The organism is Sporolactobacillus nakayamae, assembly GCF_900113325.1.
GTDB classification, from domain to species: Bacteria; Bacillota; Bacilli; order Bacillales; family Sporolactobacillaceae; genus Sporolactobacillus; species Sporolactobacillus nakayamae.
The window spans coordinates 20808-42643 of sequence record NZ_FOOY01000029.1; the positions used below are offsets into that span (position 1 = coordinate 20808).

The 21836-nt window shown below is 46.3% G+C and carries 20 protein-coding genes; 15 read left to right on the forward strand and 5 right to left on the reverse strand.

Translation table 11 applies throughout. The annotated features are described in order from the left end of the window. Positions 1-8 precede the first annotated feature (8 nt). Together BM003_RS15560 and BM003_RS15565 are read left to right on the forward strand one after the other, a co-directional pair. Positions 9-761 (forward strand): ABC transporter ATP-binding protein, encoded by a 753-nt coding sequence (locus tag BM003_RS15560; RefSeq protein WP_093674572.1) that lies wholly within the window; start codon positions 9-11, stop codon positions 759-761. Continuing rightward, positions 749-1966 carry an ABC transporter permease gene (locus BM003_RS15565; protein ID WP_093674573.1) on the forward strand — a complete coding sequence of 406 codons (1218 nt, stop codon included), beginning with the start codon at positions 749-751 and terminating at the stop codon, positions 1964-1966. Before BM003_RS15560 ends, BM003_RS15565 begins: the two co-directional genes overlap by 13 nt. Before the next feature lie 50 nt (positions 1967-2016). Here the strand turns inward: BM003_RS15565 and BM003_RS15570 are convergent, their stop codons facing one another. Beyond that, complete coding sequence (locus tag BM003_RS15570; RefSeq protein ID WP_093674574.1) at positions 2017-2451, reverse strand: ferritin-like domain-containing protein; 435 nt, start codon at positions 2449-2451, stop codon at positions 2017-2019. Between the two features lie 262 nt (positions 2452-2713). On the opposite strand from BM003_RS15570, the gene liaF reads away from it, so the two are divergent. The 5 genes from liaF (at position 2714) to BM003_RS15595 (ending at position 7009) form a co-directional block, all read left to right on the forward strand. Continuing rightward, entirely contained in the window at positions 2714-3529 is an 816-nt protein-coding gene (gene liaF, locus BM003_RS15575) for a cell wall-active antibiotics response protein LiaF (RefSeq protein ID WP_093674575.1), read from the forward strand. 3 nt (positions 3530-3532) lie between these two features. Beyond that, positions 3533-4582 carry a sensor histidine kinase gene (locus tag BM003_RS15580; protein WP_093674576.1) on the forward strand — a complete coding sequence of 350 codons (1050 nt, stop codon included), beginning with the start codon at positions 3533-3535 and terminating at the stop codon, positions 4580-4582. Continuing rightward, complete coding sequence (locus BM003_RS15585; protein WP_093674577.1) at positions 4566-5204, forward strand: response regulator; 639 nt, start codon at positions 4566-4568, stop codon at positions 5202-5204. Before BM003_RS15580 ends, BM003_RS15585 begins: the two co-directional genes overlap by 17 nt. Positions 5205-5483: 279 nt before the next feature. Next, on the forward strand, positions 5484-6185 hold the full coding sequence (locus BM003_RS15590; protein ID WP_093674578.1) for a TerC family protein: 702 nt from the start codon (positions 5484-5486) through the stop codon (positions 6183-6185). Between the two features lie 107 nt (positions 6186-6292). Next, positions 6293-7009 (forward strand): TerC family protein, encoded by a 717-nt coding sequence (locus tag BM003_RS15595; RefSeq protein WP_093674579.1) that lies wholly within the window; start codon positions 6293-6295, stop codon positions 7007-7009. A gap of 1 nt (position 7010) precedes the next feature. On the opposite strand, the gene BM003_RS15600 is transcribed toward BM003_RS15595, so the two are convergent. After that, a complete protein-coding gene (locus tag BM003_RS15600) occupies positions 7011-7913 on the reverse strand; it encodes a LysR family transcriptional regulator (RefSeq protein ID WP_093674580.1) in 903 nt (300 codons plus the stop codon). 179 nt (positions 7914-8092) lie between these two features. Between BM003_RS15600 and BM003_RS15605 the strand changes: the two genes are divergently transcribed. After that, positions 8093-9316 carry a multidrug efflux MFS transporter gene (locus BM003_RS15605; protein ID WP_177184836.1) on the forward strand — a complete coding sequence of 408 codons (1224 nt, stop codon included), beginning with the start codon at positions 8093-8095 and terminating at the stop codon, positions 9314-9316. Positions 9317-9358: 42 nt separating this feature from the next. Here the strand turns inward: BM003_RS15605 and BM003_RS15610 are convergent, their stop codons facing one another. The 3 genes from BM003_RS15610 to BM003_RS15620 all read right to left on the reverse strand — a co-directional run bounded on the left by BM003_RS15610 (position 9359) and on the right by BM003_RS15620 (position 12264). Further along, complete coding sequence (locus BM003_RS15610; RefSeq protein ID WP_245734314.1) at positions 9359-10255, reverse strand: YitT family protein; 897 nt, start codon at positions 10253-10255, stop codon at positions 9359-9361. Positions 10256-10524: 269 nt separating this feature from the next. Continuing rightward, a complete protein-coding gene (locus BM003_RS15615) occupies positions 10525-11763 on the reverse strand; it encodes a cation:proton antiporter (protein WP_093674582.1) in 1239 nt (412 codons plus the stop codon). After that, on the reverse strand, positions 11764-12264 hold the full coding sequence (locus tag BM003_RS15620) for a cation:proton antiporter regulatory subunit (RefSeq protein ID WP_093674583.1): 501 nt from the start codon (positions 12262-12264) through the stop codon (positions 11764-11766). Between the two features lie 753 nt (positions 12265-13017). On the opposite strand from BM003_RS15620, the gene BM003_RS15625 reads away from it, so the two are divergent. The 7 genes from BM003_RS15625 to copZ all read left to right on the forward strand — a co-directional run bounded on the left by BM003_RS15625 (position 13018) and on the right by copZ (position 21496). After that, positions 13018-13584: a glycerol-3-phosphate responsive antiterminator gene (locus BM003_RS15625; protein ID WP_093674584.1), complete on the forward strand. Its 567-nt coding sequence runs from the start codon at positions 13018-13020 to the stop codon at positions 13582-13584. Positions 13585-13848: 264 nt separating this feature from the next. After that, positions 13849-14691, forward strand: a complete 843-nt coding sequence (locus BM003_RS15630; protein ID WP_093674585.1) for an MIP/aquaporin family protein — start codon at positions 13849-13851, stop codon at positions 14689-14691. A gap of 34 nt (positions 14692-14725) precedes the next feature. Further along, positions 14726-16216 (forward strand): glycerol kinase GlpK, encoded by a 1491-nt coding sequence (gene glpK, locus BM003_RS15635; RefSeq protein WP_093674586.1) that lies wholly within the window; start codon positions 14726-14728, stop codon positions 16214-16216. 158 nt (positions 16217-16374) lie between these two features. Next, positions 16375-18066: a glycerol-3-phosphate dehydrogenase/oxidase gene (locus BM003_RS15640; RefSeq protein WP_093674592.1), complete on the forward strand. Its 1692-nt coding sequence runs from the start codon at positions 16375-16377 to the stop codon at positions 18064-18066. 423 nt (positions 18067-18489) lie between these two features. After that, positions 18490-18840: a metal-sensing transcriptional repressor gene (locus BM003_RS15645; protein WP_093674587.1), complete on the forward strand. Its 351-nt coding sequence runs from the start codon at positions 18490-18492 to the stop codon at positions 18838-18840. Between the two features lie 29 nt (positions 18841-18869). Beyond that, positions 18870-21257, forward strand: a complete 2388-nt coding sequence (locus tag BM003_RS15650) for a heavy metal translocating P-type ATPase (RefSeq protein WP_093674588.1) — start codon at positions 18870-18872, stop codon at positions 21255-21257. A gap of 29 nt (positions 21258-21286) precedes the next feature. Then, positions 21287-21496 (forward strand): copper chaperone CopZ, encoded by a 210-nt coding sequence (copZ, locus tag BM003_RS15655; RefSeq protein WP_093674589.1) that lies wholly within the window; start codon positions 21287-21289, stop codon positions 21494-21496. Positions 21497-21836: the final 340 nt, after the last annotated feature.

The following is a 21836-nucleotide window of genomic DNA, read 5'->3' on the forward strand; positions in this document are numbered from 1 at the left end:
AGAGAGCTATGAATCCAGTGCTATCTGTGAAACAGCTAAGTGGCGGTTATTCACGCCAGCGACCGGTACTCCATGACGTATCGTTCGATATGAACGCGGGCGAACTTGTGGGACTTGTCGGTTTGAATGGTGCAGGCAAAAGTACAACGATTAAGCATATTCTTGGGCTTTTAGAACCCTATTCGGGAGAAATACGTATCAGTGGCCGGACGATTCGCGAGGATAAGATCGGCTATCGAAAGAGCATGGCCTATGTTCCTGAAATGCCGGAACTCTATGAACAGCTGACGCTCGAGGAACATTTGCAACTGACGGCAATGGCCTATCACTTGGATCAGAAAACCTACAAAGAACGAAGCGAGCAGTTGCTGAAGCTTTTCAACATGGAGAAGAAGAAGCACTGGTTTCCAACTCACTTCTCAAAAGGAATGCGTCAAAAAGTGATGATTATGTGCGCGTTTCTTGTGCGTCCGGAGCTGTATATTGTTGATGAGCCTTTCGTCGGCTTGGACCCGATCGGCATCCAATCGCTGCTCGATCTTATGACTGATATGAAAAAGTCAGGTTCGTCGATTCTAATGTCCACACATATCCTGACAACTGCAGAGCAGTATTGCGACCGCTTCATTATTTTGCATGAAGGACGAATTGCGGTGCAGGGGACTTTGGAGAAGATTCGCCGTCAGTTCGGCAATTCGAAGGCAAGTCTTCATGAAATTTATCTGGCCGTGGCAAGGGGCGAGACGCAATGGATGGAATGAGCACGCTTTGGAGTAAGCGATGCAAGGAAAATTTTCAGATGCAGCTGCGCTACTGGAACTTGATTGGCCGGAACAGCGGCCTGATGTTCTTTGTGTATGCAATGATCTTAGTTGGCGGCTTTTATTATAAAAAATGGCTCGACACGCTTCCGGCAAATTTTCCAGGAGTACTTGCGACCAGCATCGTACTCGCTTTGGTTTGTGCCCATGCACCGATTCGGACCTTTTTCCAGCGTGCTGATCTTGTATTTCTTCTGCCTGCCGAAGCCGAACTTGGCGACTATTTTCGAAAAAGCAAACGATATAGTTTCTGGATGCAAAGTGTGGGTTTGCTTGTGCTTTGGATTATTTGCGCGCCGCTCTATTTTCAATCCACCGGATTAGGAACAGGTATGTTTTTTGCCGGTTTTGCCGCATTGCTGGCAGTAAAAGCATGGAATATCAATTGTAGTTGGCGTGAACAATTTATTGAGGATACGCTGCCGCTTCGTTTTTTACGGACCACGCTTTCGTTCTGCTTCATTTACTTCGTGCTCAGTCGTCAAACCTTAATTGTTATTGGCGCGTGCGCTGTAATCATGGTCCTGGTCGCAGTGTTTTTGTTTCGCCGACAAGCTGCGGACGCATTGCTGCGCTGGTCGCGTATCCTTGAAAACGATGAGCGGCAGGCAATGCAGTTCCTTCGTTTTGCCAATTTGTTTACCGATGTTCCGCGGCTGAAGCGGCGAACCCGTGCACGCCGCCTATTGAGTAGTTTGTTCCCTGTGCGCCGTTTTGAAGAGAAAACGGTGTTCGCTCAGATTTTCATCAAGACATTTATACGCTCGGATGAGTACTTAGGCATGTACATGCGCCTGACTGTGATCGGTGCTTTGCTCGCTTATTTTCTCAACATCGGTTATTTTTCCGTTTTTATCGTTGTTTCGGTTGTTTATTTAACTGGATTACAACTTCTGCCCATTTGGAACCATCCTTTTCCGCAGGCACTTGCCGGTTTGTATCCGCTCGCTGAACAATTGAAACGTGATCCATTCGTTCAGCTTGCCACCCGGCTGCTTATCGGGCAGAGTGTTGTACTTAGTCTTGCGGCAGGCTTCGGCACGCGTTCGTTTACGGCTTTTCTGATTTTTATTTGTGCGGGTTCAGCAGTCGGCTTGTTTTTCTCAAAGAGCTATATAAAGCGAAGAATTCAGCGTGCCGCATAAAAAAACGGAGTTGGGGATTTCTCCTCAACTCCGTTTTTTTTTGCTTTTTATCAAGCAAATACAGGATCGGTCAATGTTTTTGTTAGCTTTTCCAAATGATTCTGTTCATCAGCGATCATGTCTTCCAGTTTAACAACCAATTCGATCATGCCGAGCTCCTGAGCTTGGCTGCGGCGTTCACGATAGTTTTCCAGTGTATCGGCTTCTGCTTGACGCGCCCCTTCAAGCATGGCTTTGGCGTCACTTACTTTTGCAACTGGGGCAGGTACTGTAGTTGGTTCGCCGCCGAGGTTGGCAATTTTTTCAGAAAGATAAGAGGCATGTCCTAATTCGTCAGGAATTTCTTCTTCAAAGAAAGGCTTGAGAATTTGGTAATTCAAACCGGATACGGTTGTCGCATAATAGTTGTACTGAATAACCGCAGAATATTCACCTGCAAGATCTTTATTTAAACCATCAATTAAAGCTTGGACTTTCTTGTCCATGTCAGTCACCCTTTCATCAAACATATCTTAAAATTACCCTTACAGCACTCATAATAAACCTATTCCGTGAAAAACGATAAACAGAACACTTATTGTCACCTTCTGTTCACATATTAGACTGGTTCACTCAGACTTGGGACGGAGTAAAAAACCGTTCGCAGTCTATGGAAATGTGACGCGCTACTCTGTATAGTTAAGCTATAAGCTTGGTCAGGATCTTGATGTCATGCGGCTTTTTATAGAGAAGAAAGGATGAGGCAAAATGTCTTTTGGAAAACTGTTGGTTGCTCTGGCGGTGGTTTTGCTCGGTGTCTATTGGCTGCTGGACAGCCTCAATCTTATTTCCCAGGGAATGATGCCAATTTTTAGCGCTTATTTTCCATTTTTGCCGATTTTATTCGGGGCCTTGCTCATTATTGCTCCACTTTTTGATAAGAAGAAACCACATTTTTTCTGGGGCTTGTTCTTCTTGATTTATGGCAGTCTGCTGTTTGCCGGTCAGTCCGATTTGTTGGTTTTTCAATGGAATGATTTCTGGAAACTATGGCCTTACCTGATTATTTATTTTGGATTAGGCATGCTATTTGGAAAAAATTTTACGGTTTCAGTTACAGATGAACGGAGAAGAAGTAAGAAGAAGCATCATAGACATAGCATTGATTTTTCCTGGGATAATGAGCACCACCACAGTGAACAATCGTCAAAAAATAACAGAGATTCTTATACATTTGTCAATGAATCAACGTTTAAACATGAAAACTGGATGGTAAAACCGATGAACGAACGCGTACGTATCGGTGACTACACGTTTGATTTTACCAAGGCATTTATTCCGGAAGAGACGATTCCGATTACTTTGTCGGGCTGGGTCGGTAATATCCGGATTACGCTGCCGGATGATCTGGCTTACCGCGTCCATGTGCATGCGAAGGTGGGTGACGCCAAAATAGGCGGTGACAAACAGAGCGGTGTGCTGCGAAATATCAGCTATCAAACACCGAACTATGATGAGGCGGCGCGTAAAATTGATTTTACGTTTGATTTTCAGGTCATTGATCTAAGTATTGTGCAGGTGTGATCGATGCAAAATTATCGAATTCGAACAGCTCGCTTTCAATTGATTGTCAGTTTTTTTTCATCGCTTATACTGTTTACATTCGTGCAGATTTTCGCATTTTTCTTCCCGTTTGAACAGTCCTTGCTAGTGAGCGCGTTTGTCTTTACAGTAAGCTTTGTCACTCAGTTTATTTTGGAAACCAATGCTTTAACGAAGGACTATCGGCTTCTTCTCGACCACATAGACAGTATTGATCTGTTCGTTAAAACCTTATCGGCGGGGAAATTATCAGCCAGAATGAACGTTGAAAACGTTGGCGCAATCAGCCATGTGGAGCAATCACTGAACGAATTGGCTGATAAAATCGATACACAGGTGAAATCGCTTCAACGACTCGTTGATGAAAATGTACAGATGAATGTAAAAATAAAAAATGAGGCGGTTACTGCGGAAAGACAACGCCTAGCCAGAGATTTGCACGACGCGGTCAGCCAGCAGTTGTTCGCTCTGTCGATGCTGGCGTCGGCCGCAGAGAAGACGATTCACAGCAATCCTGATCTTGCGGCTGAAAATATCGCCGACGTATCGGATATTGCGCGCAAGGCGCAGGGAGAAATGAGAGCATTACTGCTTCATCTTAGGCCGGTACGCCTGAATAATGAATCGCTTGATAAAGGTTTGGAGCGGCTGATTCATGAATTAGACGGAAAGACGATGATTCATTTTGAAGCATCGATTCATCCTGTTCCCGGTCTCACCAAGGGAGTGGAAAATCATCTTTTCCGGCTTAGCCAAGAAGCGCTGTCTAATGCGCTCAGACATTCTGAAGCGACAAAGGTTGTGCTTTCTTTGCATGAGAAGGATCAGCTTGTGACGCTTACCATATTTGACAACGGCCAAGGCTTTGATCCGAAACAAGAGAAAATAGCTTCATATGGATTAAAGACGATGAAAGAACGTGCGGAAGAAATCGGTGGTCATTTTATGCTGACGGCGCATGAAGGAGAAGGCACATCCATTCATATACGTGTGCCGATTCATAGGGAGGCTAAGGAAAATGACAGAGAAAATTAAAATCATGATCGTCGATGATCATGACATGGTCCGGAAAGGGCTGAAAGCCTATCTCTCAACGGAGGAAAATATTGAGATTGTCGGCGAAGCCTCTAGTGGAAATCAAGCAGTCCGTTCCTTTGAATCATTGCGTCCGGAAGTGATTTTAATGGACTTAATTATGGAAGACGGCAATGGTATCGAAGCAACAAAACAGATTCTGGCCAAAGCCCCCTTAATGAAAGTCATCATTCTCACGAGCTTTTACGACGATGAGCAAGTTTTTCCGGCAATTGAAGCAGGGGCGATGAGCTATTTGTTGAAAACAGCTTCTTCGGAGGAAATCATCCAAGCCATTCATAAAGCGCATCGAGGCAAAACAGTGATTGATGGGAAAGTCGCGCAAAAACTTGTGGCAGGATTGCGCAAGAGTCCTCAGCCGTTCGATCAGCTGACCGCCAGAGAAAAAGAAGTGCTGCGATTGATCGCTGACGGCAAAAATAATGCGGAAATTGCAGCAACTCTATTTATCGGTATCAAGACGGTAAAAACACATGTCAGCAGTATCTTCAGCAAGCTGGATGTTGCAGATCGCACGCAAGCGGCGGTCTATGCTTATCAAAACCATTTGTTTACAAAATAATGGGATACTGTCCGCGTTGACAGAATAATAGCCTCATAATATAATAGTAGTAACAAGTGAATCAGCCTCGTAAAAGGGGAGTAGCCAGCAGAGTAAAGTCGTCATTACGGGAGAGATCCCCGGCTTCTCTGGCAGCCTAGGTGCTGTTGGCGAGACCTTTGCCTCGGACGGATGAAAAGGCAAAGGTATTTTTATGTATACGCAGCCTTTCCGGTCATTGTCGGAGCGGCTGTTTTTATTTTACAAAATTGAAGAACCCTATTTGAGGAGGATGATTGAATGGATTTCTTTTCGCTTGAGTTCTTGACCGCTCTACTGCTGATCATTGGTATTGATTTGATTTTGGCCGGTGACAATGCGATTGTTATTGCACTTGCAGCAGCGCGTTTGCAGGATCATCAACGAAAACGTGCGATCGTTTATGGGACACTTGGTGCGCTCGCTATTCGCATCGTTGCCACACTGGCCGTTGTTTGGCTGCTTAAAGTTCCGGGCTTGCATTTGATCGGTGGCGTTTTGCTCGTTTGGATTGCCTACAGTTTACTTCGGGATCACAAGGAGAGCAAAAAAATTGTTGCGACGACCAGCCTTGGTGCAGCTATTCGCACGATCATTATGGCTGATGCGTTAATGGGACTTGATAACGTGCTTGCTATTGGCGGAGCGGCCTCGGGTAACTATGTACTTGTGGTGATTGGTTTGCTGATCAGTATTCCGCTGGTGATGGGCGGAAGCGCGTTGTTCTTGAAGTTAGTTGATCGCTATGCTTGGATCACATACGCAGGATCGGGTATCCTTGCATTTACATCCGGGAAAATGATTTTTGCCGATCATATTGTCTACGATGCGATCGCTGGCGTGTCGTGGATAAAATGGCCGATTATCATTTTGATTGTTATATCCGTGATTTTCTTCGGGTGGAGAAGCCAGCAAGGACACAAGCAATCAGCTAAAGCGGTACCTGTTGAAGAATCGATTTAATCGAGACATTGACCTTGGCGATTACCGCCATGTTTCGGCCGACATGCCTCATGTCGGCCTTTTACCTATTCAAATTTGGTCTTGGTTCATAGGAGGATTGTTGGTTTATGGAACTATTTACAATGGCATTTTGGTCATCTTTAATTATTATTGTCGGAATTGATTTGTTTTTAGCAGGAGACAATGCGGTGGTAATCGCGCTTGCCGCGCGCCGTCTCCCAAATCATCAACGGGGACGAGCCATTCTTTATGGGACAGTCGGTGCGGTGATTCTGCGTGCACTGTGCACGATTTTGGTTGTTTACTTGCTCATGGTTCCCGGCCTTCACTTTATCGGCGGCTTGTTGTTAATCTGGATCGCGTACCGTCTGCTTAGTCCGGCCGAATCATCGAAGTCGAAGAAAGAGGTCAAGGCACAGACAAGCTTGTGGGGCGCTGTTCAGACGATTGTTGTTGCCGATGCTCTAATGGGACTCGATAATGTGCTTGCCGTTGCCGGAGCAGCACAGAATGATCCGCTGCTTGTTATCTTCGGACTGCTCATCAGCATCCCGCTTCTGATGGGCGGCAGCGCGATCATTTTGAAACTATTGGATCGTTTCTCTTGGTTAATTTATGTTGGATCCGGAATTCTCGCGATGACGGCTGCTCGGATGTTGTTCGCCGAACCGTTTATCATTAAATGGTTGGGAGATCTCGTCGCATGGACAGAATGGCCGGTTGCGATCATCACCATCGCGGTTGTGCTTTATTTCGGATGGCTTAGCCAGAGAAAGAGTATGAAGCAGCATAAACAAAATCAAGCGGTTAAAACAGTCTCTTGAACTATCGGATCATTGGCGAGTCATGATTGAAGTGTTCAAAATACTGCGTGATAAACTGATAGAAATCCGAGACGATCGATGAATGGAAACGATCTTTGTTCCACACCAAGCTAATGGTACGGTTGCAGTGCGGATGACTGATTCTGAGCGGTACGATGGAATCGTCTTTGACTGTTCTCAACGTGAGCGAGGAGAAAAAGGCGACGCCTAATCCTTCTGATACGAGTCCGCGAATGGACAAGGAATCGTCCACTTCAAAGGCAATATCCGGCTGAAAACCTGCCATACGGCAATAGGTATCGGTAGTCTCGCGAAATGCGCCGTTTGCTTTTAAAACAAACGGTTCATGAGCAATATCGTGCAGATCGATACTCTTTTTGGAAGCAAGAATGTGCGTCTTCGGAACGACCAGATAGATCTCATCATTCATAAGCAGGCGCGACTGAAGCGGCTTATTCTGCTCCAGTGGATAGGGCGTGATGCACAAATCGATTTCACCATTTTCCAACTGATGCTGAATCGTCGATCGGGAAATCTGTTTTACGCGGAATCGAACGTAGGGGTGCTGCTTTCGGAAACTGCTGAGCAGTTCTGGAACAATTGGTGTACGCATGACGGCAATGGAGATGCTGTCTTCATTTAATTTTGCTAAATCAACGACCTCCTGCCGGCCTTCCTGCAGGATGGAGAATGCGAGTTCAGCCTTTTCCAAGAAGATTTTTCCGTACCGGTTCAATTTGATTCGCCGGCCTTTGCGATCAAAAAGGGGAACACCGATCTCGTCTTCAAGCCGTTTAATTGTTTGACTGAGCGAAGGCTGCGCAATGGAAAGTTCTTGCGCAGCTTTTGTCATGTGTTCGGTTCGGGCGACGGTTTGAAAATATTTTAATTGAAGCAGCTCCATGACTTGTGTCCTCCTTGGAAAATCATTTATTAATAGTTTCAAAGCTATACATTTATAATAATATATCTATTGGTATTAATGAGCAATACAGACTAATATAGTAACTGTAAACGATGCGCCACGTTCGAGGCGCATTTTCTATCGGGAAATTTAACAAAAGTAAGGTGTATTCATTGGCTTTGCCACTTTGGAAGAGAAATTTATATGTTGTTTGGTTCGGATCATTTGCCACTGCGGCGGGAATGAGCCAGATCATTCCGTTCCTGCCGCTTTACATTGAAAAATTAGGAATAACAGAAACATCTGCTATTGAAAGCTGGTCAGGGCTGATCTTCGGAGCGACATTTTTGGTATCCGCATTTGTTTCCCCGCTATGGGGGCGGCTTGCCGATAAGTACGGGCGCAAACCGATGCTGCTTCGAGCGAGTTTAGGCATGTGTCTCATCGTGTTCCTGATGGCTTTTGCGCAGAATGTTTATCAGCTGTTTGGACTGCGTCTTATTATGGGCGTGGTTTCCGGTTATATTCCTGCCTCAATCATACTCGTTGCCACGCAGACGCCGAAATCACATTCGGGCTGGGCGCTAGGCATGTTGTCCACGGGCGGGATCAGCGGATCACTCATCGGTCCACTGGTTGGCGGTGTGCTTTCCGAGTATATGGGGATGCGGCTTGTTTTCATTGATACCAGTGTCCTGCTGCTGTGCGCGTTTCTAGCGTCCTTATTCTTTGTTAAGGAGAAGGTGGTTGTTTCGCAAAAGAAACAGCCGTCCATCAAACAAGTTTGGGCCATGACGCCGCATGTCGGTTTGTTCTTAGCCATGTTCCTCACCACGTTTATGGTGCAGCTTGCCAATATGTCGATCCAGCCAATCATTACTGTGTACGTGAAGCTCCTTTCCCCAGGAGCGGCGCATCTTGAACTGATGAGTGGCGTTGTGGTTGCTGCCGCAGGCTTAGCCAGTGTCATCGCTGCGCCTATTCTTGGCAGACTCTCCGACCGGATCGGACCGCGGCGCATCCTGCTTTACGCACTGCTCTTCACCGGTGTGATCTTTATACCGCAGGCGTTCGTTACCAATGCATGGCAACTGACGGTTTTGCGCTTTATGCTTGGACTTGCGACCGCAGGAATTCTGCCGTCGATCAACACGATTGTCAAAAAGATGGCTCCAGAGGCAATTACCGGCCAATTGTTCGGTTACAACCAGTCTGCCCAATTTCTTGGCACTTTGGGCGGGTCCCTGCTTGGCGGGCATATGGCAGCCATTTACGGTATCAAATATGTGTTCTTTTCCACGAGTCTGCTCCTGTTCATTAATGCCGGATGGGTGGTCGCCTCGGAAATGCTTGTGAAAAAAAGGGAAAGAAAAATCGAAGCCGCGCGAGGCGGACTCCGATAGTTTTAAAGATAAACTGAATGTAAAGAGGTGGGGCATCTGTACTTAGTGGATGCTTCTTTTTTTAAATCGTCCGCCTTTTACATCGTGAATATCACTGATGGCAAGGAACGCACTCTTATCAATTGAGTCAACTATATTCTTGACTTTCGCTTCTTCAAGCCGGCTGATTACAGTGAAAATGACATTCTTATTGTCCCCTGTATACGCGCCTTCGCCATTCAAATAGGTAACTCCGCGTCCAAGCCGGTCATTCAGCGCGTCGCCAATCTCTTCGTGCTGGTCGCTGATAATCCATACGGCTTTTGATGATTCCAGTCCTTCACTTGTGATGTCAATCATCTTAAAAGCAACGAAGTAAGCGATAAGCGAATACATCGCATAGTTCCAGCCAAACACGAATCCTGCCGATCCAAGAATGAAAATGTTGACGAAAAGTACAATCTCACCAACGGAAAATGGAGATTTTTGGTTGAAAAGCACAGCAAGAATTTCCGTTCCGTCTGAAGATCCTCCATTACGGATGACCAAACCAACGCCGATACCCATAATAATGCCGCCGAAAACAGCGGCAAGTAATAAATCGTTGGTGAACCGAGGAATCGGCGTGAAGAGTGATGTGAGAAAAGCGAGAAGCGTTACGCCGCACGCAGATGTGATTGTAAAGGTCTTCCCCATTTGCTTGTAACCAATGATGAAAAAAGGGATATTGATAATGACAAGAAACACACCAAGAGGAAAGCCGGTAAGATGTTCCATCATAATTGATATGCCGACAACGCCGCCATCGATAATTTTGTTCGGCACAAGAAATGCCTCAAGTGAAATGGCTTCGAATGTCACTCCGATGGCGATCAGTAACGCGCGAATGACGTACTGATAAAATTTTAACCCTTTGTGTTTCTGTTTCGGGGGATTACTTAGTTGTTCTGCTGCTTCCAATTGTGGACCACACCTCTCAAAATTTAGGTACATAATAATGAAGGCTTTGTCCCATTCATCTTCGTTGCCGTTGATGGTACTCAGGTATATGCGTAGAAAATCTGGAGCGAAAAATGAATGAGAACCATTGAATGACAAAGCTTAACGTTATGTATAACCGGCAAAGTGAGATGCTGCCGGAAAAAGTTGTTCATAGTTTTATTATATGAATAGTCACAAGTAAAAATCAAAACATTCTGCTTATCTGCCGATGCAGAGGTGAAATAAACTCAACGCTCTCGCTTTTTTTTTGCTGCAGCTTTGCTTGTTTGAGCAGTTACGGGCTGCCATTTGAAAATCTTGTTCATTATAGTGAATATGTGTTTGGATTCTTTCGTCAAAATCGGCCCGACAATCGCAAGAATCAAAACGTATAACGCGGAAAACGGCTGTAAGATCGTCATAAGCCCGCCGGCGATACCAAGGTTAGCCATTATGATGGAAAATTCACCACGAGACACAATGGTCAGCCCGATGTTCGTTGAAGACTTATAGGATAGTCCGGCAAACCTTCCGGCGATGAGTCCTGCCACAAAGTTCCCGATGATTGTGATCAATACCGCGCCGAGGGTAATCCAAACCGCTCCGCCAAGTTTCGTCGGATCGATACTAAGCCCGAAGCTGAAGAAAAAGATAGCTCCGAAGAAATTGCGGAAGGGAATGACCAAATGCTCCATGCGCTCTGCCTGATTGGTTTCTGAATAGACAAGCCCAAGCAGGAGGGCACCGATCGCTTCGGCAACATGGATCGTTTCCGAAAATCCGGCAACAAAGAATAGTGATGCGAAAATGACAATGATAAAAAGTTCATCAGACGAAATTTTGAGCAGCTTGTTAAGCAGAGGGGCTGCTTTTCTTGCGATAATGAAGAACAGCAACATGTAGCCCAATGAGAGCAGGATCGAGAGCAGCGTTCCGACCAACGATTGCGATTTCCCAAGCACAAGTCCGGAGACGGCCGAAAGATAAACGGCAAGAAAAATATCCTCGAACATGATGATTCCCAAAATCAACTCGGTTTCCGAATTACCGGTACGTCGCAAATCAACAAGAACTTTGGCTACAATCGCACTTGATGAAACGGTGATGATCCCGGCAATAATCAACGTTTCCTTAAGCGGAAACCCCAGAACAGTCGGATAGAGAAGCCCAAGCGTTAAGTTAATGCCAATATAGATCGAGCCGCCGACGAGTATGGACTTGCCCGACCGGATCAACTTGCTGGTTGAAAATTCCAAACCAAGGTAGAAAAGGAGAAAGAGAATACCGATCCTCCCGAGAAATGCAATAAGTTCGGCGCTGTGAATGAATTTCAAGTTGACGATCCAGAATTGAGGGGCATGAGGACCAACAATCATACCAACGAGGATCAGGAAAGGAATAATGGAAAAGTTGAGCCAATTTGCGATCAATGCCGCAATCGCAACAAGTACAAGAGCTGTACCTACCTCAAAGACTAAATGATCCATTTATTCCTCTTTCCCTCGGGAGAACAGTTCGTTAAATGCGCGCTTAAGATCAGTGCGTTCCCCCGAAACAACAAGGGTGTCTCCGGTGAGAACGCGTGAGTCCACTCCCGGATTTAATTGTTTGGTCTGATCTTTGTGAATAATCCCGATCACGTTAATTTTATAATTCTGCCGCATGCCGACTTCACCAATCGTTTTACCGGCAATCGGTGCGTCGCCAAGTACTTTGTACCATTCGATGATTAGATCATTTAAGGCGACTTCCACAGTTTCCATCGCTTTCGGTTTATATGCCATACCGCCGATAATTGAGGCGAACTGGCGCGCCTCAGAGTCTGTAAAACTTACCGATGAAATGCATTCATCATGGTCATTTTCAGCGTAATGGTACACATCTCTGCGTCCGTCATCATGAATAACGACGACAACCCGCTCATCCTGGTCTGTTGTCAGTACAAATTTTCTTCCGATACCTGGTAAATCAGTTTCTTTGATATTCATTAATTCGCTCCCATCTTTACTAATGCTGAACTATACTTCACTTAAAAGTATGTCCAACTAGCCAACCGGCATTAAAAAAATAATGATTTTGCATCGCTCAATTTTGCAAACGTTTAACTTAATTGTATCGGAGCTAGTGTCAACGGGTCAACTATAGCCCCTCAAACTTTTGCCTAAATAGTAAAAAATAGTATAAAGCCGCTTTTTTGGATGATTGTTCGTTATTATTTTTATGGATTCGACGTATTGTAAGCGTTATACTATGTAAAACATGCTTTTGCATCCATTTTGAAATCAGGTTATGATCTTTGTACAGAGAGTAATGACGAAGCATCGGGCACTTGCTCAACGGATAATCGCTGGCACCCATTAAGGTTGACCGTCAGTCGCGCGCTCAAACATTAATTAACGCTATCCTTGTTTATAAAACAAGCGATCCGTTAAAAGGACAAGATCAACTGATCTTAGTTCATCGAAGTTCGACTGACGGCTTCTGAAATGACGGGCTTGTTTTCCGGAGATCAACAGGGTTTGAGCAGGCGCAGAATAAGAAGCGGAGTCCCTCTCTGTATGAATTGACTAACCGAGCCGATTTCTTAATTGGCAGCAACTCCCCCATACCCCCTCCTCGATTCAGCAAAAACAGCAGCGTTCGCTGCTTTTTTGCGTGTCCATTGAGGAGTAAAGCATCATGAAAAAATGTGGCTATCCATACAAATGATTAGAGTCTCATAGGTGTAGGGAGGGAATTTAATGATTCTTGATGGTCAACAAGTGATTCCAGCGGCCAATAACATGAAAAGCTTTGAACGCTTACTTAGCGAGCCATGTCACAATCTAATCCTATTGGATAGTCGTCTTTCGCTGATCACGACGATGGTGCGGATGGGAAAACAAAATCATAAACACGTATTTGTTCACGCGGATTTAATTCAGGGATTGAAGAATGACCTGGCTGGTGCTGAGTTTGTGTGTCAAAGTATACGCCCGTATGGTATCATTTCAACACGAGGCAATATGCTTGAGATTGGAAAGAAACGAGGGCTAGTCACCGTTCAACGGATGTTCTTACTTGATTCGCGTTCAATGGAGACGGGCTATCGCTTGTTTGATCAAGTACAACCGGATATGGTAGAAGTTCTGCCCGGAATAATTCCAGAATTAATTCAAGAGATACGCGGCAAAGTCCATGTGCCGGTGATCGCGGGCGGATTAATTCGAACGACTCGTGACATGAAAAGGGCAATCCATGCGGGAGCCGCGGCAATATCCACATCGAGGGCAGAGCTCTGGGATCGATCGCTGTTCGGACGAGTGTAACTTGGCGTATTCGTTTCAAATCAGGTACATGTGAACAAAATTTATATTTTTTGTGACAATTTATTGACAGCGCTTACATCAACAGCTACTATATAACTATCAAGTTAATGCACTGCTACGGATACTGAGATTGGACCATCCACGCAAGATAACGAGCGTATCGGCAGCTCGTTGTCAGTTGTTGTGGATTTTTTTTGCTCTGAACGTGGCGGTTCCTTGAATCAATGGTTGACTTGAATATTAGGGAAAAGGGTGGTCGTTGTCATGTCGGGGTTTCTTGGTGAATTAATCGGCACAATGATATTAATCATACTTGGAGACGGTGTCTGTGCCGGTGTCAATTTGACGAAGTCTTATGCAAAGAACTCCGGATGGATCGTCATTACGTTTGGTTGGGGATTAGCGGTGGCAATTGGTGCCTATGCGGTCGGCCAATTCAGCGGCGCGCATTTAAATCCGGCACTCACCCTCGGACTTGCAGCGATTGGCGAATTTCCGTGGAGGGATGTGCCCGCGTATCTCGCCGCGCAGATGATCGGCGGTTTTCTCGGCGCTTGTGTCGTTTATCTGCACTATCTGCCACATTGGCGCGAGACCAAGGATCCGGCGGTTAAACTAGGAATTTTCTGCACCGGACCCGCTATCAAGCAAAGTTGGTCAAACCTTCTTAGTGAACTAATTGGTACTTTTATTCTAGTCGTTGCCATTCTTGCGATCGGTGCGAATGAATTCGCTCATGGATTGAATCCGCTCATTGTCGGATTTTTGATCGTTGTGATCGGTATGGCGCTTGGCGGAACGACCGGTTACGCAATTAATCCGGCACGAGACCTTGCGCCGCGACTGGCTCACGCGTTGCTTCCAATCGACGGCAAAGGCGGATCGAACTGGGGATACGCGTGGATTCCAGTTGCTGGTCCGATTCTTGGCGGCGTATTTGGCGCGTTTTTCTACCAAACATTTTTCCTCGGAAAAATGACACCGGCCTTTTGGATTTGTTCAGTTGTTCTACTCGTTGTAATCATTGGTGCTCTTATTACTGAGAAGCAGCATAAAGTGATGGATTCAAACAAGGCAATCGGCAGTTCTTTAGAAAATAATTACTAATTTTTATAGGTGAATTGAGAGGAGTTTTTTAATTATGGGAAAATACATTATGGCGCTTGATGAAGGAACGACCAGTGTACGATCGATGATTTTCGATGAACAAGGCAAGATCGTACAAATAGCTCAAAAGGAATTCACACAGTTTTTCCCGCAACCCGGATGGGTAGAACAAGATGCGAATGAGATTTGGGGCTCAATCTTATCCGTGATTGCCGATTCATTGCTTACCGGAGAAATCAATGCAAAGGAGATTGCCGGGATTGGTATCACCAATCAACGTGAGACGACGGTTGTGTGGGATCGTCAGACAGGTCATCCCATTTATCATGCGATTGTGTGGCAATCGAGGCAAACGGCGGATATCTGTCGTGAACTTAAAGTGGCCGGGTATGAAGATAAATTTCGGAACAAGACTGGTTTGGTTCTGGATCCTTATTTTGCAGGAACCAAGGTCAAATGGATTCTGGATCATGTGGAAGGAGCGCGTGAAAGGGCGGAAAAAGGAGATCTGCTTTTTGGAACGATCGATACATGGCTTGTCTGGAAACTATCTGGGGGAAAGGCACATGTTACGGATTATTCGAATGCATCCCGAACATTAATGTACAATATCTATGATTTGAAATGGGATGACGAACTGCTCGACATCTTAGGAATTCCAAAGGTCATGCTTCCTGAAGTCCACTCATCATCTGAGATCTATGCCAAAACGATTGATTACCACTTTTTTGGTGAGGAAGTGCCGATTGCTGGGATTGCCGGTGATCAGCAGTCCGCGCTCTTCGGCCAGGCATGCTACGACAAAGGTATGGTGAAAAATACGTATGGAACCGGCTGTTTTATGCTGATGAATACCGGCGAGCAGGCAGTGCGTTCGAAAAGCGGTTTACTGACGACAATCGCTTGGGGATTGAACGGCAAGATTACTTATGCGCTTGAAGGGAGCGTTTTCGTTGCCGGATCGGCGATTCAGTGGCTTCGTGACGGCATGCGCATGTTCCGTTATTCACAGGAAAGTGAAGAATATGCGCGCCGTGTAGTGTCAACCGAGGGCATGTACTTCGTTCCGGCCTTTGTTGGACTGGGTACACCGTATTGGGATTCGGATGTGCGCGGAGCCGCCTTCGGGATCACGCGCGGCACAACCAAGGAACATTTTATTCGCGCGACGCTTGAGTCACTCGCCTACCGAACCAAGGATGTACTCAATGCCATGGAGGAAGATTCCGGAATTACATTGAAAAAATTGCGCGTCGACGGCGGAGCTTCGATGAACAATTTCCTGATGCAGTTTCAAAGCGATATCCTTGGTGTTGAGGTTGAACGACCGACAAGCAGTGAGACTACCGCTCTTGGTGCGGCCTATCTCGCCGGACTCGCCGTCGGTCTCTGGAAAAACGAGTCTGAGCTTGCGGAAGCATGGGAGGTAGGAAAGAAGTTCGAAGTGGCAATAGAAGACAACACGCGTGAAGAACTTTATCAGGGTTGGAAAAAGGCTGTAAACGCAGCAAGAGCCTTTAAATAAGGCATAAACAAGTTAATCACAGGTCATGGGTGAATGAGAAGACCACAGTACACAACCTGCCAATCAATAAATGGCTCGGAGGTGTATTTGTGGTCTTTTTCTACATGGATGAAATGCCGAGTAGTGCCTATAAATTTGAAAATGGAGGAATGAATAGGATGTTATCAACTTTTAATAGAAATGAATACTTGGAAAAAATGGCCGGCAATCCACTGGATCTATTCATAATTGGCGGGGGAATAACAGGAGCGGGGATCGCTCTTGATGCAACAGTCCGCGGGTTAAAGGTCGGTTTGGTGGATATGCAGGATTTCGCCGGCGGCACATCAAGCAAGTCAACCAAGCTTGTGCATGGCGGGTTGCGTTATTTGAAGCAGTTTGAAGTGAAAATTGTTGCAGAGGTTGGCAAAGAGCGCGCCATCGTCTATGAAAATGCGCCTCATGTGACCACGCCGGAAAAGATGATGCTGCCGATCTACAAGGGTGGCACTTTTGGCCGTTTTTCCACGTCGCTTGGCTTGAAAGTCTATGATTTTCTCGCCGGTGTGAAAAAGGAAGAACGCCGAGTAATGTTCAGCCGCAAAGAGACCTTGGCCAAAGAACCGCTGCTCAAAAAGGAAGGACTGAAGGGGAGCGGTTATTATGTGGAGTACCGGACGGATGACGCGCGGTTGACCATTGAGGTAATAAAAGAAGCATCGGATCGAGGCGCGCTCGCTGTTAATTACGCAAAAGTGGAAGACTTAATCTATAACCAGAAGAAGAAATTGATCGGTGTGCGTGTTGTAGATCGGCTGACGAAAAAAGAATACTCTATTTTTGCGAAAAAGATTGTCAACGCGGCGGGTCCTTGGGTTGATACGATTCGTGAGCGGGATCATTCGAAGAAAGGCAAGCACCTGCATTTGACTAAAGGTGTTCACATTGTGATCGATGGCAAGCGATTTCCAATGAAACAGTCGGTGTACTTCGACACAACTAATGGCGACAAGCGAATGCTTTTTGTCATCCCGCGCGAAGGGAAGGTTTACGCAGGAACCACAGATACGACGTATTCGCGCTGGCCGATTGATCCGAAACCGACGGCTGAAGACCGAGATTATATTCTTGACGCGATTAACGGCATGTTCCCCTCCGTTCATCTTACCTCGGATGATGTAGAATCGAGTTGGGCCGGCGTTCGTCCGTTGATTCAGGAAGAAGGGAAGTCACCTTCTGAGATCTCGCGAAAAGATGAAATTTTCATTTCACGTTCAGGGCTTATCTCCATAGCAGGAGGAAAGTTGACCGGGTATCGAAAAATGGCTGAACGCGTCGTTGATGAGGTGGCAGCGCAGCTTCATCGTGAAGGCGGAAAGACGTATCCAGCATGCCGTACAGCACACATTGAGCTCTCGGGCGGACACTTCGGCGGTTCGACGCACTATGCGACTTATGTTCAGGAGCAAAAACAGATAGGAATCGGTCTTGGCTTGACCGAAAAGGAAGCGGAAGAACTTGCGAAGAAATATGGAACGAATATAGGCGAACTCTTTGGTTATATTCAGATGAATCAAGAAGAGGCGAAAAAGTATCAACTGCCTCCTGCACTGCTGGCTGCCGTTCACTACGCGTTGACTCATGAAATGATCCTCTCACCTGTGGACTATTTTACGAGACGCTCGGGTATGACGCTTTTCTCTATTCAATCGGCGAGAAAGTGGGCGCAGCCGGTGACGGATTATATGGCTGAGCAGTTACAGTGGTCGGATCAGCAAACGAAAGAGTACGCGCGCGAACTGGAAGCTGCTTTCAATGAAGCGTCACCGTATGAAACAACCAGCGACGTGTCTGAAACCAAGCGGGTATAAAATCGTCCGGCTAACCTGCTAAATAAATCGTTAACCTGTTGAATAATCAGCTAACCTGTTGAATAACTAGCTAACCTGTTGAATAACTAGCTAACCTGTTGAATAACTCGCTAACCTGCTAAATAACTCGCTAACCTGTTGAATAATCAGCTAACCTGCTAAATAACTCGCTAACCTGTTGAATAATCAGCTAACCTGCTAAATAATCGGCTAACCTGCTAAATAACGGGCAGCTCTGATCGAATGTGTAATGGGTTTGTTTGAATGTCGAATCGGTGAACAGGATATGGCACAACTTCGCAGATGAAGTTGCGCCGTTTTTTGTTCATTTTTTTGGGGTCCACTTTACCGTTTGCTTTTCAAAAACGAATCATTTGATTTAATACCCCTATAGGGTATAATGAGATCTGGGGAGGCGATTTCATGGAAGAACATAAAAATGAGTGTACATGCGGCGAGAAGTTGTCTGATTGTGCGGATGTGTCCGCTAACCGTGCGCCGCTGGTACCGCGAACTTCTGAAGAAAAAAGGAAGATAATGAATCGCCTGAAGCGAGTAGAGGGTCAAGTACGCGGCATCGAAAAGATGATTGAAGATGATCGTTATTGTGTCGATATCCTGATTCAGCTTTCTGCTGTTCAGGCCGCCTTGCAAACTATCGGCTTTTCTGTACTTGAACGTCATACGAAGTCATGCGTCGCTAAAGCTGTTGAAGAAGGACATGGAGAAGAACAGATTAATGAACTGCTTAAGGTCTTAAAGCATTTTAAATAGATGGGCGCGAAGAAGGAAGGGAAGACGCTATGAAGAAGGTTGCTCATATAGGCATTACTGGCATGACTTGTGCCGCTTGCTCCAATCGAATTGAACGTGGGCTGAACCGGATGGATGGTGTGTCCGCTAATGTGAATTTAGCGATGGAGAAGGCAAAAGTAGACTATGACGATCAACAAATTAAACCGAATGACATTACTGGAGAAATTGAAAAGCTTGGCTATGGGGTAACAAGCGAGCGTATGAATCTTGCAATTACAGGAATGACCTGTGCGGCTTGTGCCACGCGGATCGAAAAAGGACTGAATCGTTTGCCCGGCATTAGGTCCGCAAATGTGAATCTGGCGACGGAATCCGCGACCGTTCACTACCAGCCGGGATTTGTTGAACTTGAAGATGTGTTCGAAAAAGTGCGCAAGCTCGGCTATAAAGCAGCGCTGAAAAATGATGCGCCGGATGAAGCGAAAAGTAAAGAGATACGTGGGAAACGGAATAAGCTGATCTTGTCCGCAATCGTTTCCCTGCCCTTGCTCCTGACTATGGTGACGCATCTTCCGTTCTATCATGGTCCCGTTCCCATGCTTCTGATGAATCCGTGGTTTCAGTTTGCACTGGCAAGTGTCGTCCAATTTTACATTGGCTGGCCATTTTACAACGGCGGCGCGCGGGCGTTAATGAATAAAAGCGCGAATATGGACGTTCTGGTAGCACTCGGAACAAGTGCCGCTTATTTTTACAGTGTAGTTGAAACGCTCCGCTATCAATTTGCGGGTGTTCACCATCCGGATCTTTATTTTGAAACAAGTGCCGTGTTGATCACGCTCGTTCTGCTCGGCAAATATATGGAGACGCGCGCGAAGCGGCAGACCACGGCTGCGATCACGGAATTGATGGATTTACAGGCTAAAGAAGCTAGTCGGATCGTAGACGGCACGGAAGAGCTTGTGCCCATTGATCGAGTTAATGTCGGTGATCTGCTACGTGTCAGACCGGGTGAAAAAATTCCGGTAGACGGCGTGCTTGTTGAGGGAGAATCTGCGGTCGATGAATCGATGATCACTGGTGAATCGTTACCAGTAGTGAAACGTCCTGAAGATAAGTTGATCGGAGCAACGGTGAATACGACCGGATCATTTATCATGAAAGCCGAAAAGGTAGGCAAGGATACAGCATTGGCGGGAATTGTGCGTATTGTTGAAGAGGCGCAGGGCTCAAAAGCGCCGATTCAGCGACTTGCAGACAGCATTTCAGGCATCTTTGTGCCGATTGTGATTGTCATTGCCGTCTTCGTCTTCGCCGTTTGGCTTGCCGCGATTCAACCGGGCCAATGGAATGCGGCACTTGCTGCGGCAATTAGTGTTCTGGTCATCGCTTGTCCCTGTGCATTAGGACTCGCGACGCCAACATCAATCATGGTCGGCACCGGAAAAGCAGCCGAACAAGGGATTCTGTTTAAGGGCGGCGAATTTCTGGAGACAACGCAGAATTTGCAATCCATTATGTTTGATAAGACGGGGACGATTACCAATGGAAAACCGGAAGTCACCGATATCGTTTTATTCGGCGACTGGGACAAAAACGCAGTGCTAAGATGTGCAGCTGCCGCAGAACGCGCCAGTGAACATCCTCTGGCAAAAGCCATTGTTTCCGCTTACTCAAACGACGATTTACCAGACGTTGATCATTTTGAGACACTTACCGGATTGGGTATTACAGCTTCGGTATCCGGCAATCAAATTTTGATCGGCACAAGAAGACTGATGAAACAGAACGACATTAGTATTCACCAAGCATTGGATGACAGCCTAAATCTGGAATCGGATGGCAAGACGGTCATGTTTGTCGCTGTCGGAGGAAAACTTCAAGCCGTGATCGCCGTCGCGGATACAATTAAAGACTCATCTGTTTCCGCGATTGAAGCACTAAAAGCACGTGGAATCAGTGTCTACATGGTCACCGGCGACAATCAGCGAACAGCGGAGGCGATTGCGAAAAAGGTCGGCATTGATCATGTGTTTGCTGAAGTACTGCCGGAAGATAAGGCGAAAAAAGTTCAGGAGTTGCAGAGCCAAGGGCTTAGCGTGGCAATGGTTGGCGATGGGATTAATGACGCCCCTGCTCTAGCTGTGGCTGATATTGGTATGGCGATCGGCACTGGTGCTGATGTCGCGATAGAAGCGGCAGATATTACACTTGTCGGCGGTGAACTGATGCATGTTTCTAAGGCACTTGATTTGAGTAAGAAAACGATGCGCAACATTCGGCAGAATCTGTTCTGGGCGCTCTTTTATAACACGGTTGGTATTCCGGTTGCCGCGCTAGGCTTACTCGCACCTTGGGTGGCAGGTGCGGCTATGGCATTCAGCTCTGTATCCGTGGTTGCAAACAGTTTGCGGCTCAAACGGATGAAAGTTTAACCTGATCATTCTTTTGAGGAGGTGAGAACATGGCTGAACGCACATTGGAAGTCAAAGGAATGAGCTGCGGTCATTGCAAAATGGCGGTGAGCGGCGCTTTGAATGAATTGGAAGGTGTCTCTGCAGTAGAAGTAGATTTGGCAAGTGGTAAAGTCGACGTTTCCTATGATGAGGCAAAGGTTGGCTTCGACCAGATGAAGGATGCTGTCGAAGATCAAGGCTATGATGTCGTGAACTAACTAGATTAGTTAAAAAACCGGACGGGTCTACTCGTCCGGTTTTTTGTATGTGCGCCCGGCATGGACGACAGCTAGGCGGTGAAAGTCCGCTACAGGCTTGGCAGTAGGAACTGTTAGCCAAAGGCAAGGGTGTCCATCGTGAGGTGGAATCTGAAGGAAGCCGGAGGCAAACTTCTGGGCTGATGAACAAGAACTGCATACTAAGGCTGAATAGAGACGGATAAGCCTGCGTAACAAGGTGAAGTCCAATACTGCCCGAATCTCAAACAGTATATGCAGCAGCCACATGGAAGGAAAGCGGTCGTTCTTACCCGGGGAGGTCTTACAAGGGTTCCCGACA